General features: G+C 40.3%; 12 protein-coding genes. All 12 read left to right on the forward strand.

The features are described from left to right. The first annotated feature begins 31 nt into the window (after nt 1-31). The 12 genes from G592_RS0112365 to dhaK all read left to right on the forward strand — a co-directional run bounded on the left by G592_RS0112365 (nt 32) and on the right by dhaK (nt 14,828). The gene (locus G592_RS0112365) at nt 32-832 is read left to right on the forward strand and encodes an MBL fold metallo-hydrolase (protein ID WP_028248089.1); all 801 of its coding nucleotides are present in this window, start codon (nt 32-34) and stop codon (nt 830-832) included. A gap of 11 nt (nt 833-843) precedes the next feature. Beyond that, a complete protein-coding gene (locus G592_RS0112370; RefSeq protein WP_028248090.1) occupies nt 844-1,119 on the forward strand; it encodes an ACT domain-containing protein in 276 nt (91 codons plus the stop codon). 9 nt (nt 1,120-1,128) lie between these two features. Next, the gene (locus tag G592_RS0112375; RefSeq protein ID WP_028248091.1) at nt 1,129-2,493 is read left to right on the forward strand and encodes a PFL family protein; all 1,365 of its coding nucleotides are present in this window, start codon (nt 1,129-1,131) and stop codon (nt 2,491-2,493) included. A gap of 365 nt (nt 2,494-2,858) precedes the next feature. Further along, nucleotides 2,859-3,593, forward strand: coding sequence for a hypothetical protein (locus G592_RS0112380; RefSeq protein ID WP_028248092.1), 735 nt, complete (start codon nt 2,859-2,861; stop codon nt 3,591-3,593). A gap of 242 nt (nt 3,594-3,835) precedes the next feature. Next, nucleotides 3,836-5,884, forward strand: a complete 2,049-nt coding sequence (locus tag G592_RS17165; protein WP_028248093.1) for an endo-1,4-beta-xylanase — start codon at nt 3,836-3,838, stop codon at nt 5,882-5,884. Between the two features lie 146 nt (nt 5,885-6,030). After that, complete coding sequence (locus tag G592_RS0112390; protein ID WP_028248094.1) at nt 6,031-6,603, forward strand: precorrin-2 dehydrogenase/sirohydrochlorin ferrochelatase family protein; 573 nt, start codon at nt 6,031-6,033, stop codon at nt 6,601-6,603. Between the two features lie 19 nt (nt 6,604-6,622). Beyond that, a complete protein-coding gene (locus G592_RS17170; RefSeq protein ID WP_051194912.1) occupies nt 6,623-7,384 on the forward strand; it encodes a response regulator in 762 nt (253 codons plus the stop codon). 16 nt (nt 7,385-7,400) lie between these two features. Then, entirely contained in the window at nt 7,401-11,633 is a 4,233-nt protein-coding gene (locus tag G592_RS16530; RefSeq protein ID WP_051194913.1) for an ATP-binding protein, read from the forward strand. Nucleotides 11,634-11,654: 21 nt separating this feature from the next. Beyond that, nucleotides 11,655-12,686, forward strand: coding sequence for a S66 family peptidase (locus G592_RS0112405; RefSeq protein ID WP_028248095.1), 1,032 nt, complete (start codon nt 11,655-11,657; stop codon nt 12,684-12,686). A gap of 81 nt (nt 12,687-12,767) precedes the next feature. Further along, nucleotides 12,768-13,388 carry a dihydroxyacetone kinase subunit DhaL gene (dhaL, locus tag G592_RS0112410; protein ID WP_028248096.1) on the forward strand — a complete coding sequence of 207 codons (621 nt, stop codon included), beginning with the start codon at nt 12,768-12,770 and terminating at the stop codon, nt 13,386-13,388. A gap of 35 nt (nt 13,389-13,423) precedes the next feature. Further along, nucleotides 13,424-13,816 (forward strand): dihydroxyacetone kinase phosphoryl donor subunit DhaM, encoded by a 393-nt coding sequence (gene dhaM, locus G592_RS0112415; protein ID WP_028248097.1) that lies wholly within the window; start codon nt 13,424-13,426, stop codon nt 13,814-13,816. A gap of 16 nt (nt 13,817-13,832) precedes the next feature. After that, complete coding sequence (gene dhaK, locus G592_RS0112420; RefSeq protein WP_028248098.1) at nt 13,833-14,828, forward strand: dihydroxyacetone kinase subunit DhaK; 996 nt, start codon at nt 13,833-13,835, stop codon at nt 14,826-14,828. The last annotated feature ends 57 nt before the right edge of the window (nt 14,829-14,885 follow it).

Genomic DNA, 14,885 nt, shown 5'->3' on the forward strand with positions numbered 1-14,885 from the left:
GGAAATTTTATAGAAAGTAGATATATTTATAATGGATTTTTTTAGTATTGCAAGTGGTAGCAGCGGTAACTGCATTTGTGTTGGAGACGACAGCACACATGTAATGATCGATGCAGGTATTTCAGGAAAGCGCATAGAGGCGGGGATGAACAAATATGATTACACCACCGCCGATATGGCAGGGCTTCTGGTGACTCACGAGCATTCAGATCACGTATCTGGGCTTGGAGTCATCGCCCGCAAATACCATATACCGATTTACGCTACTGCTCCTACCATCAGAGCAATACGTTCTATGAAAAGTCTCGGGGTTGTAGATGACACACTTTTCAATGTCATCAAGCCTGACGAGGATTTCTCTATAGGTAGTCTTAAGATTCACCCATTTCGTATTAGCCATGATGCGGCAGACCCAGTTGCATATCGTATAGAAAATGATAATTCTAAGGTTGCAGTATGTACTGACTTAGGTTATTATGATGCCTATATTGTTGATAATTTAACAAATTTGGATGCTCTTTTGCTTGAAGCAAATCATGATATCCACATGTTGGAGGTTGGTTCATATCCTTATCCACTTAAACAGCGTATTTTAGGAAATTATGGACATCTTTCCAATGAGGCAAGTGGAAAGCTTCTCAGTCAGATTTTACATGACGATATGAAGCATATTTTCTTGGGTCATCTCAGTCACGAAAACAACTATCCAGATTTGGCATATGAGACAGTACGCCTTGAGGTAACCATGGATCAAAGTACACCGTACAACGCTGCGGACTTTGACATCACAGTGGCATCCCGTTCAGAGGTATCAGAAAAAATTACATTATAAGGAGAATTCTTATGGAAAACAAAGTTATTATTACCGTGGTTGGTAAAGACACAGTTGGAATTATTGCTCGCATCTGCACTTACTTAGCAGGGAGCGGAGTTAATGTCTTAGATATTACACAGACTATTGTTCAAGGATTCTTCAACATGATGATGATTGTAGATATTAATGCTGCAACAAAGTCTTTTGATGATGTGCAGAAGGATCTTGAGACTCTCGGTGAGGAAATCGGAGTTCAGATTAAGGCTCAAAAAGAAGACATCTTTAACGCTATGCACAGACTTTAGGAGGCATCCATGGTAAATTTACAGGAAGTATTAGAAACTAATAAGATGGTGGAGGAGCAGACACTTGATGTCCGCACAATCACAATCGGTATCAGCCTTCTTGAGTGCATCGACTCAGATTTAAAGAAGGTAAATGAAAACGTATACAACCGCATCACTACAGTTGCGAAGGATCTTGATAAGGTTGCAAAGGAAATCGAAAGAGATTACGGTATTCCAATCGTTAACCGTCGTATTTCAGTTACACCTATCGCCCTTATCGGTGGTGCTGCTTGCAAGAAGCCAGAGGATTTCGTTACACTGGCTCATACACTTGACCGCGCAGCTGAGGCTGTCGGTGCTAATCTTATCGGTGGTTATTCAGCTCTTGTTTCAAAGGGTATGACTACAGCAGATGAGATGCTTATTCGTTCAATTCCACAGGCTCTTTGCGAGACACAGAGAGTTTGTAGTTCAGTAAATCTTGCTTCTACAAAGACTGGTATCAATATGGATGCTGTTCGCCTTATGGGAGACATTCTTCTTCAGGTGGCAGATCGTTCTAAAGACAGAGATTCAGTTGACTGCATGAAGCTCGTAGTATTCTGTAACGCGCCAGATGACAACCCATTCATGGCTGGTGCATTCCACGGTGTTACTGAGGCAGATGCTATTATCAACGTTGGTGTTTCAGGACCTGGTGTTGTTAAGAAGGCACTTGAGCAGGTTCGTGGAGAGAGCTTCGAGGTTCTCTGTGAGACAATCAAGAAGACAGCATTCAAGGTTACACGTGTTGGTCAGCTTGTTGCACAGGAAGCTTCTAAGCGTCTTGGCATTCCATTTGGTATTATCGATTTATCACTTGCACCTACTCCAGCTATTGGAGATTCAGTTGCAGATATTCTTTGTGAGATTGGTCTTGAGTATGCTGGTGCTCCAGGCACTACAGCGGCTCTTGCAATGCTTAACGATCAGGTTAAGAAGGGCGGCGTTATGGCCAGCTCATACGTAGGTGGACTTTCAGGTGCATTCATTCCTGTATCTGAGGATCAGGGTATGATTAATTCTGTTGAGGCCGGTGCAATCACACTTGAAAAGCTTGAAGCTATGACATGTGTTTGCTCAGTTGGTCTTGATATGATTGCTATCCCAGGGGACACACCTGCTACTACAATCTCAGGAATGATTGCAGATGAGATGGCTCTTGGTATGGTAAACCAGAAGACTACAGCAGCCCGCCTTATCCCAGTTATCGGCAAGGGTGTTGGCGACACAGTAGAGTTTGGTGGATTATTTGGTTATGCACCTATCATGCCTGTTAATAAGTTCTCTTGTGCAGATTTCATCAATCGTCAGGGACGTATCCCTGCACCTATTCATTCATTTAAGAATTAAATTTGATAGGAAATGCTTTTGGTTTTTAAAATTATAAATTGAATGACATATATGGCTAATGAGGTAATACTCATTGGCCTTTTTTAGTTTTCCTGTTTCTAGCTATTGGCTTTATCGCAAATTAATGAAAGTATGCGGAGCTCCAAGGTTCTCGCGATAAAATATTTCTCAATAATGCTCTGTTATACAAAAATGAGGTATATTTTTATCGCGGCGAAACCGAGCTATGCGGGATAGAGAGAGGTCTAGTGATAAATCTTATTTAATAAAGAAAAAAAAGGGGTGATTTTTATCACATTGAGTCTCCAAAGCTGTATAAAATCGTTAACTTGCGATAATATATATTCTGTGGGGGTTTGAATTAGATGGAAAGAACTGGAATTGAAGAAGGTTTTGTCTTGGTGAGAGATTTTCATAGAGAGTACTTTGGCGGCAATCAGGGATGGTTTTCAGAAGATGACAGGCCTAAGGTAAATAAATATGGCTGTGGAATCATAGCAGCGGTGAATACTTATTTGTATCTGGCGGGTATTACCAGAGTGACTAAAAATGGTTACATGAGTCTGGTGGATGAGTTTGTCAGGATGTATCCACTTTCCAGACTGTGCCTGAATATAGGTCTTGGCGTGCTTCCATGGCAGATGTCCTCTTATATAAAACGAAAGTGCAGGGCTGCTGGAATTAAGGTAGAGCCAGATTGGCAGGGACGAAGGGGTGTTGGAAATCTGTATGAAAAAATGAAGCAGGCACTCTCAGAAGATACCCCAGTTATATGGGCCTTCTATAACCTGAAGCCATCTCACAAAATCCAGTTCTACAAATATATTAATGGTGAGTTTAGGGATACCTATCTGGATCAGCACGACATGGAGCACAGATATGATGATGTGAACAGCCATTATGTTACTGTTACTGCCGTGTTTGAATCTGAGAAAGATGGAAAGCTGCAGCGGTGGGTGGAGATATCTTCCTGGGGATCAAAATATTATGTTAATTATGATGAGTACAAGAACTTTGTTAGAAACGCAGGAGGAATACTTAATCCCTTAAATTTGGTTAATGCATATTGCTCGAATATTTTAATTATAAAAAAGCGATAACAATTTCAGGTGGCGGATCGTTCAAAGGATAGATAAAACCTTCCTCATAGTGAGGAGGTTTTTTTTTCTTACGAATAGCAACTTTTAGGTATTCAAAAGCAATTTTTGATAAGAGCAACTTTTGGGGCGTTGTTAGAATATAATTGCACGAACAATATAATAATGCGTAATATCGGACATCTGCGGCGAAATAGTCCGAATATGCATTAAGTATGGCAACAATTTACAAAAGGAGAAGATGTATGAAAAAATTCAAAATCAGAAAACTGATGGCAAGAGTACTGGCACTTGCCTTAGTTTTCGGCACATTTTTTATGGCGTCTAAGGTAGATGTCAGCGCTGCCAGCTACAATTTAATGGAGACCTATGGAGCAAAATATGGGTACTCTGGAAACTGTGTGCATACACACATGCTTAGGGATTCAAGAATTGTAAATGCAATCAAAAAGGATTCCAATATAGTAACACTTGGTAATGAAATGAAGCCTGATTACCTTTTGGGAAGTAGACAGGCAACTCTTATTTCGGTTGATGAAGCAAAGCGTCTTGGTTACTATATTCCTTCAAATTACAAAGAGCGTTTTGTCCCAAAAATTGATTTTAGAACAGTTGATGAAGCAGTAAAAATTTGCTATGAGAATGGTCTTAAGATGAGAGGTCATACTCTTGTATGGCATTCACAGACCCCAACCTGGCTATTCAGAGAGAATTATTCAGGAAATGGCAGATTTGTAAATACAGCTACTATGGATGCTCGTCTTGAGTTTTATGTTAAGTCTGTAATGGGACATTTCTATTCAGGCAAATACGGTAGCACACTGGTATATTGGGATGTGTGCAATGAGACACTTCATGCTCAGAATTCTGGTTGGGAAGCTGTTTACGGAAGCAACAAGACAAACGCAGTATATGTAAAGAAAGCTTTTAATTACGCATATCAGGTACTTGAGCAGTACAAGCTTACAAATTCAGTTAAGCTTTTCTACAACGACTACAATACATACATGGAAGTCAATGATGTGATAAAATTAGTAAACTACATCAATCAGGGGAAGAAGGTTTGTGCGGGTGTAGGCATGCAGTCACATCTTGGAACAGGCTTTCCTTCAGTAGATTATTATACAAATGCACTTAACTCATTCCTTCGTGCAGGATTTGAAGTGCAGATTACAGAGCTTGATATCACAAACAAAGGCGATTATGATTTGAACAATTACGCATATCGCCTGTTTAAAAATATTAACGCCGCAAAAAAGAATGGTGGAAACATTTCATGTATCACATGGTGGGGACCATCAGATGCAGAGACATGGATTAGAAATGAAAAGCCACTTATCTGGTCAAATATTGGTGTTGCAAAGCCAGCCTATGATGAAGTTGTAAAGGCATTTACAGAGACATTTGGTAATCCTGGTTCATTTACACCACAACCAACGATTACACCACAGCCAACGCCAACCCCTACACCATCTGGACAAAACGTAAATACGAATTCAACAGCACATATTGATGATGGCTGGTATTATTTAAAGAATACAAATTCACAGAAGTATCTTACAGTTGAAGGTGATTCAGCTAAGGCTGGTGCAAATGTTTGTATTGGAACAGGAAGAGGCCTTGATGGTCAAAAATGGTATGTTAGGAATACAAATGACGGATATATTACCCTCACATCTAAGCTTGGTGACTTCATGCTTGATGTAGCAAATGGTTCTGCTGAAGATGGTGCAAATATTGGTATTTACAATGCATATGGCGGAGATGCTCAGAAGTTCTTATTAAAGAATACCAAGACAAATGGTGTTTATACTATTGCTACAAAGTCTTCTAAGGAAGTGCGTTACATTGATGTTTATGAGCACAAAAAAGTTGAAGGCACCAATGTATGTCAGTGGTTATATTATGGCAATCCAAATCAGGAATGGGTATTTGAGAAGGTAGCTGAGCAGTCAGTTACACCTCAGCCAACACCAGTTCCAACACCAGTTCCACAGCCAGCAGTTAAGGGATTAGAGCTTAGTTATACAATCAATAACTGGGGAAGCGGCTATCAGGTAAGCTATAAGATTTCTAATGCCACAGGAAACACAGTTAACGGATGGACATTAAAGGTAAATAAGAATCAGGTAAACATCGATTCTAGCTGGAATGTAAAGGTCACAACAAGTGGTGATTATTATGTAATCACACCGGTTGACTGGAACGCAAGCATTGCAAATGGAGGAAGTATCGAGTTTGGCAGCGTAGGCGTAGGCCAGATAGGAAACTCATTTGATTATGTATTAGAGTAATAATGGAAAAGTATATTGGCATGTGGATGCAGGGCCTACTCCCTGCATCCACATGCCAATTATTTTAATTGTAAAAAAGCGATAACAATTACTTCATTCTTTTAGGGTATAATGCTAATCAGTGGGAGTATTTACGAGGAGGAGTTATGGCATTTTTTCCAATGTTTATAGACTTAACTGGGGCAAATTGTTTGGTAATTGGTAGTACTGATGCAGTACTTAGAAGGTCTGATGCGCTTTTGGATTTTGGGGCAAAAGTAATGGTAAAGACAAAGGACGAATTTACACCGGGTGACATACAGGGCTGTAAAATGGTTCTTGTTGATACAGATGATGAGGAAATCAATTTGCAGATTTCCATGATGTGCAAGGATGCTGGTATTCCAGTAAATATTGTTGGAAAGCCAAATCTTGGTACCTTTAGTTTCCCTTCTTACCTAAAAGAGGGCAATTTGGTAGGCGCTTTCTCAAGCAGCGGACACAGCAATGCTTTGGCAAAATTCCTTGTAAATAAAGAGAAGGAAGTTCTTACACCAAAGCTTGGTGAACTGAATGAGATGTTAGGGAAATGGAAACAACCTATCGAGGAACTGTTTCCGCAAAAGTCTGCTCAGAATAGTGCCTTTGAGCAGCTTATTGATTATGCACTTTGTTATGATGGTATTCCTACGGACGAAGAGGTGGAAGAGCTTCTTGGTGCCATTAGTATGACTTTATAAACCCTTTGTGGAGGTTTTTATGGGGCAGAATCAGATAATGATATTGGGGGATAAAGATTCTTTTATCATTAGGGTTTTAACTAAAAAACTTACCGATGCATCTTTAGATGTGATTAACACCCCGATGGATGTGGAGGAAATAGATAAGCACTGGGCGGATACTGCCCTTGTGACCTTTTACATGGAAAAGGATGAAAGACTGCCTGAGGATATTAAGACATTTCTGATAGACAGGTTGGAGGATGATGATAAAAGATTAATTTTTATAGGCGAACCAATTGATGTTGCTGCAGCCGAAGAAGGTTTTCCAGGACATCTTATTTATAGAAAACTGTCCCGTCCGCTTGATTACGATGAATATATTTCCTGTGTCAACTCGTACAACAAACAGGCCAGTGCAGGAGAGCTGAAAAAACGAATTCTTGTGGTTGATGATGACGTTAATTTCCTGAATGTTATGAGAGAATGGCTTGAGAAAGATTATAAGATTTCCATGGCCACATCTGGAATGCGCGCACTGAGGTGGCTTGCTTCCAACAAAGTGGATTTGATTTTACTTGATTACGAAATGCCTGTAACTGATGGGCACCAGGTGTTGGAAATGCTCAGGTCAGAAGAAGATACAAAGGATATTCCAGTTATTTTCCTTACAGGAAATGACAGTAAAGAGACTGTAATGTCGGTGGTAAATTTAAAGCCACAGGGATATTTTTTGAAGACTATGCCAAGGGAGGAATTTTTAAATAAGATAAAGGTATTTTTCCTGGAAAGAGCTGTATAGTCAGCAGGGGTATGATATGGGTATTAAGAAAATTTGTAGTATGACAGGTGTTGTGGCATTGCTGGTTACATGCCTTTTATCTATAAATATTGATACCCAGGCAGGTGAAGCCAAGGATGTAAAAAGTACAAAAGTTGGTGGCGGTTACGCCGTTACAGGTGAATTGGGCGATACCAGCTATATGGCAGAAATCTACGACGCCACAAATAGTCTGCCAGCCTCAGAGTCTAACTTTATCCTTGCTGATAATGAAGGATATATGTGGCTTTGTGGCTACAGTGGAGTAATAAAATTTGATGGATCCTCTTTTGTCAAACAGGATACTTCTGAAGGTATGACAAATGGAAGAGTAATCTTTCAGGATTCAAAAGGTAAGATATGGGTCGGCACAAATGACAACGGAGTAGTTGTTATTGATGATGGTGTGCGGACCCATTTTACGTTTGAGGAAGGCTTGCCTTCTTCATCTATCAGAACATTTGCCGAGGATGATGAGGGGAATGTTTTCATAGGAACCACTCAGGGAATAGCCTATGTTACTCCTGAAATGAAGGTGGTTAATTTTGATTGTGATTTATTAAATACACAGCGTATTCTTAGATTATCAACCGGTAAGGGTGGCATCATTTATGGCTACACAAAAAAAGGTGATATATTTTCTGTTGAATCTAAAAAACTAACATCATTTTATAAGAATGGTCATCTGGGCATAAATAAGATTACTAACGTCTATGCCGATCCAATCAATGAAGGAAAAGCATACATAGGAACCGAGTACGGTTATTTGTACTATGGCAACTTTGGAACCACATTGAAATCACTTGAGGAGATATCATTATCCCCTCTTAAATCTGTGAAATGGATAACTGAAGAGTGTGGTTATATCTGGGTGGCTTCAGAGACAGAGGTCGGATATATAAATCAAATTCATCGTTTTGTTCTCGTTGATAAACTGCCTTTAAACAGTTCGATTGAAATGTTTACATCAGATTATCAGGGAAATCTTTGGTTTGCCTCTTCAAGACAGGGTGTAATGAAAATAGTTGCTAATAATTTCATTAACTACACTGAAAAGGCAGGCATTGAGGATAGGGTAGTTAATGCTACCTGTTATCACAAAGGCACATTGTATGTGGGTACTGATGAAGGACTGTACATTATTGATAAAAATTTAAGGCCTGTAACGAATGAAATGACAGAATTTATTGGAGACAATAGGGTTAGATGCATTATTGATGATGAAGACGGAAATGTCTGGTTTGCTGTTTTCTCAAACAATATGGGCTTAATTCGCCTGTCTGCAAATGGAGAAATTTCATCTTTTAGAACCCATGATGGATTACCTAGTAATGAAATCAGATGCCTGAGGAACGGATTTAATGGAAATATTCTGGTAGGAACCAATGAAGGAGTAGCCATTATTAACGATGGAGAATTAACTCTTTCTATGAATGGAGAGATATTAAAAACACCAGTTGTCCTTGATTTATTGGAATTAGAAGATGGAACCCTATACGTGGCAACTGACGGTGATGGCATCTATGTCATAAAGGATGGCGTACAGATAGATAGAATTGGACATGATGAGGGACTTACCAGTGATGTTGTCATGAGAATGAATAAGGATTCCCAGAGGGATGTTATATGGATTACAACATCCAATTCCATAGAATATATGAAAGACGGGAAAATCACTAACGTCTCAACATTTCCTTACACTCACAATTTTGATATCTATTCGGACAATGATGATGAACTTTGGATATTGGCGTCCTGTGGTATTTTTAGTGTTCCTGTACAACAGATGCTGGATGACAAGGTTACAGATTACAGAGAATATAACCTGGCAAATGGGCTAACCAGTATGCCTATAGCCAATGAACGAAGCGACATAGATGTTTACGGAAACCTCTATGTAGCAGGAATGACAGGCGTAAGTAAAGTAAATATTAATCGCTATCATGATGCTAATTGCGACGTGCGAGTGGGAATCGCCTCAGTTACTTGTGATGATGTAAAACTTGAACCAGATGAGACTGGAACCTACGTGATTCCTCCAGATGTCAACCGTATTCAGATTAGTCCTGCTGTTATGGATTACTCTATGATGAATCCTGTAGTTAAGGTATTTTTTGATAAAGTTGGTGATGGAGGTATGACTTCACAGCGAAGCCAACTTCATACATTGGATTACACGGGGCTTAAATATGGGGATTATGTACTGCATATCCAGATTCTTGATAATGTCACAGGAGAAATAAGGCAGGATGAGACCTTTAAATTTATTAAGCAGCCAAGATTATTTGAACGTACCAGCGTGAGAATACTATTGATATTTTTGCTTGCAGCAGCTGTTGCCTTTATAGTATGGAGAATCATGACTGGAACAGTTATCAGAAGGCAGTACGTTGAGATTCAGATGGCAAAGGATGAGGCTGAACGTGCCAACACTGCAAAATCCAGATTCCTTGCAAATATGTCCCATGAAATCAGAACTCCTATTAATACTATTATGGGTATGAATGAAATCATTCTTAGGGAGGATACAGAAGGTGTTCCTAAATCCTATTTTATGTCGGTGGTGAACTGCTCCCTGGATATTAGAAATGCAGCAGAATCTCTTCTTGGGCTGATTAATGAAATCCTGGATATATCTAAGATTGAATCAGGAAAAATGCATCTGGTTGAGCAGGAATATGAGCCTGAAGAACAATTAAGATCCATTATTTCTATGATTAAAGTTAAAAGCCAACAGAAGGATTTGACATTTGATTGGGAGATAGATAACAAGTTGCCTAAAAAGCTTTATGGTGATGCAGGCAAGGTGAAACAGATAATATTGAATCTTCTCACAAATGCAGTGAAATATACTGAGCAGGGTGGATTCACACTTAAGGTAACAGTGGAGAGTAAATCTGCAGAAGATTGTGCAGTTCGTATATCCGTTAAAGATACGGGAATTGGTGTAAAGACAGAGGATTTAGACAAACTCTTCACAGCATACGAAAGACTGGATGAGGAAAAGAACAGTTCTATTCAGGGTACGGGACTTGGACTTGATATCTCAAGACGTTTTGCTGAGCTGATGAATGGCAAGCTTTGGTGCGAGAGTGAATATGGAAAAGGCTCTGAGTTTATTTTCACATTCAGTCAGAAAGTAGTGGATGCTGATGGTATAGGAGAGTTTAAAGAGCATGAAGAGTATGTTGCCAAGGGACCTTATGTTCCAAAGTTCTATGCTCCTGATGCAAAGGTGCTGGTTGTAGACGATAACACGATGAACCTGGCTGTTTTTAAGGGGCTTATAAAACCAACAAAGGTACAGGTTGAAACTGCTACCAGTGGTTTGGAATGTTTGGAAAAAGTAAAGTCAGGTAATTACGATATCGTCTTTCTGGATCACATGATGCCAGGAATGGATGGCCTGGAGACATTTATAAAGCTTAGAGAAATCAACAAGGATGTTCCTGTATATGCCCTTACTGCAAACACCATGACTGATCCGTATAAGTTCTATGAGTCTAAGGGATTTAATGGATATCTTGCAAAGCCAATTGATACTGAGGAGCTGGAATATACAATGATGTATCAGTTAGGTGATAAGATAACTGAACGTCCAGCATCAGAGCTTGAAAAGCAGACTTCTGATGAATTCCCAGAGAATATGGCCTGGATAAAGGAGGTTGATGGAATTTCCATCGAGGATGGTATAAAGGGTTCTGGAGGAATTAATGCATTTATTAACAGTATAGAGCTGTTTTTTGATACAATAGATGAAAACACCAAGGTGTTGGAAGATGCATATAATGATGGTGACTTTAAGCTTTATACTATTAAGACTCATGCACTGAAATCTTCAGCCAGAATTACTGGTGCCATGGAGCTTTCAGCTTTTGCCGAGAAAATGGAAAAGGCTGGAAAGTCTGATGACATTGACTACATAACAGCTCATCATGAAAAACTACTGAACCAGTACAGGCTTTTTAAGGATAAGCTTAAACCAATAAAAGATATTTCTGCTGATTCATCAGAGGATAATGATTTGCCTGAGGTTCCAGAAAATAAACTGGCAGGAGCATACTCTGCCATGAGAGAAATCGTTCCTCAGATGGATCATGAAATGATGGAAATGATTATTTCAGAACTGAAGGAATATAAGCTTCCTGCAGAGGATGCAGAAAAGATTGATAGTGTATCAAAGATGGTTAAGCGATTTGACTGGGATGGTATAGAGGAATTACTAAAATAACATTGAAAAGGGGACTGAATAATGAGATATCCAGAATACTTAAAAGAGAATGGAACCATTGGTCTTGTGGCACCATCATTTGGCTGCTCAGTTGATCCATACAAAAGCTGTCTTGAGGCAGCTGAAAAAAGATTTGAAGGTATGGGCTACAAAATTGTAGAGGGGCCTAACTGTCGCAAGAATGAAGGAATAGGAATCAGTTCCACCCCTGAGAACTGTGGAAAAGAGCTGACAGAATATTACTGCAGTGGTGATAATGATATGCTTATCACCTGTGGTGGTGGCGAGCTGATGTGCGAGTCTCTTGATTATGTGGATTTTGAAGCAGTAAAATCAGCCAAGCCAAAGTGGTACATGGGGTATTCCGACAATACGAATTTCACTTTTTTACTTAACACCATTTGTGACGTGGCTTCCATTTATGGACCAAGCATTGGTGCCTTCGGAATGGAAAAGCTTGAGCCAGCACTTATTGATGCCATAGATATTTTCACTGGAAAGAAGCAGGAGGTTTCAGGCTTTGATAAATTTGAGCTGGAATCGTTAAAGGATGAGGAGCATCCATTTGTGGGTTACAATCTCACAGAGAAAAAAGAGCTTCGTCTTTTTATGGGGGAAGCTGAGGTGAATCGTGTTCCTGAGTTTTCTGGAATTATCACAGGTGGATGTCTGGATTGTCTGGCTAATCTTGTGGGAACAAAGTACGATAAGGTAGCTGAATTCAATGAAAGATATAAGGACCAGGGTGTGGTATGGTTCCTTGAAGCCTGCGATTTAAATGTTATGTCAATTCGTAGAGCACTCTGGAATCTGGACAGAGCAGGATGGTTTAAAAATGCAAAGGGATTTATCATTGGACGCCCACTTTGTGCGTGGAAGCAGGAGATGATGGGACTGGACCAGTACAACGCAGTCACAGGAATCCTTGGAAAATATAATGTACCTATCGTGATGGATGCAGATGTGGGGCATCTGGCGCCAGCGATGCCTATCGTATCGGGTTCGCTTACCACCGTGTCCGTTGGTGAGAATATAACCATAAAGTATAAATAATTGTCAAAAAACTTACCCTCTTTTTCTTGAATTTTGATATAATTAAGGTATCGAAATTTTGAGGAGAAGGGGGAATTTTTTATGTCTACTAGAGTCTATGATTGCTTGAAGTCTATCGCAGAGAAAATAATTGAAAACAAAGATTTTCTCACTGATTTAGATCGAGAAATTGGTGACGCTGACCATGGTGTAAATATGGCCAGAGGCTTCCAGGCGGTTATCGAAAAAGTTGATCCAGAGGATGCGGATATCGGAAATGCGTTAAAGAAGACAGGTATGACGCTGTTGTCTACTGTTGGTGGTGCATCAGGTCCTTTGTATGGAACAGCTTACATGGAGGCAGCAAAGGTGTTTGCAGGTAAAACTGAAGTTAATGGGGATGACTTCAAGGCTGCAATGGAAGCTGCCATAGCTGGAATCCAGAAACGTGGTCATGCAGAAAAAGGGGAAAAGACAATGCTTGATGCATTAATGCCAGCCACGGATGTTTTATCAGAGAAGCTTGCTGGGGGAGCAAGCCTTGTTGATGCACTTACAGATGCCTGTGTAGCTGCAAATGAAGGTATAGAGTTTACCAAGACTATAGCTGCTACCAAGGGACGTGCCAGCTATTTGGGAGACCGCAGCATCGGTCATCAGGACCCAGGTGCTACATCTCTTACAATGACATTGGAAACCATCAGAGATTTCCTTAAGTCATAACGTATATACGAATTAACAAACATGGGGGATTTGTTATGGTAGGACTTGTTTTAGTATCCCACAGCCCAAAGATAGCTGAGGGATTAAAGGATTTGACTTCTGAGATAGCTGCCACACATAAGGGGATTGTTGCAGCAGGGGGCTTGGAGGACGGATCTATTGGCACAGATGCAATTCGTATTTCCGAAGCAATCCGTCAGGCAAATGATGGAGATGGCGTGGTGGTTTTGGCTGATTTGGGAAGCGGAGTAATGAGCTCTGAAACTGCCATCGAACTTTTAGAGGACGAGGACATCAAGGTGAAACTTGCAGATGCGCCAATTGTAGAAGGCACTATTGCAGCGGCAGTAAGCGCCATGGTGGGCAGCGACCTGGAGGCTGTCCTAAAGGCGGCAGAAGATTGCCGTGGTGCAAAGAAAATACCTTAGGAGGAGGAATTTTATTATGAAGAAACTTATTAATGGGGTTGATAACATCGTTGATGAGATGCTTGAAGGTATGGTGGCAGCTTACCCACAGTACATCAAAAGACTTGATGGTTTTGATGTTGTTGTAAGAGCAGGGGGCTCTAATGGTAAGGTTGCGCTTGTATCTGGCGGTGGTAGTGGACATGAGCCAGCACACGGTGGCTATGTTGGTAAAGGAATGCTTGATGGCGCTATTGCCGGTGCAGTATTTACATCTCCTACACCAGATCAGGTCTATGAGGCAATCAAGGCTGCAGATGGTGGCAAGGGTGTTCTTCTTGTAATCAAGAATTACACAGGTGATGTTATGAACTTCGAGATGGCGGCTGATATGGCCCGTGACGAGGGTATCGAGGTTGATCAGGTTATCACAGCAGATGATGTTGCTGTTGAAAATAGTACATGGACAACTGGACGTCGTGGTATCGCAGGTACCATTTTCGTTCATAAGATTGCCGGCGCATGTGCTGAAGCTGGTGGCAGCTTAGGTGATGTTAAGCGTGTTGCTGAGAAGGTTATCGCTAATGTACGTTCAATGGGTATGGCTGTAGATGCATGTACAGTTCCTGCAGCTGGAAAGCCTAGCTTTGATTTGGCTGAGGACGAAATCGAAATCGGTATCGGTATCCATGGTGAGCCTGGTGTAAACCGTGAGAAGATTGGCACAGTAAATGAAATTGCTGATAAGCTTTTAAATAAGATTTTTGCTGAGGGCATTTACAACTCCGGTGATGAAGTTGCTGTTATGGTAAATGGCATGGGCGGAACACCTTTGATGGAGCTCTTTGTAGCCAACAAACATGTTAAGGAAGTTCTTGATGGAAAGGGAATCAAAATTCATAAAACTCTTGTAGGAAACTACATGACATCACTTGATATGGAAGGATTTTCAATAACATTGTTAAAGGTAGATGATGAGCTTAAGAAACTTCTTGATGCTCCTGCAGATACACCTGCATTTGTACAAGTATAATTCATAATTATTTGTTATAATATATGGGAGGTGGTAAATGCCATCTCCCATTTTTAA

The organism is Pseudobutyrivibrio ruminis CF1b (assembly GCF_000424005.1).
Classification (GTDB): domain Bacteria; phylum Bacillota; class Clostridia; order Lachnospirales; family Lachnospiraceae; genus Pseudobutyrivibrio; species Pseudobutyrivibrio ruminis_C.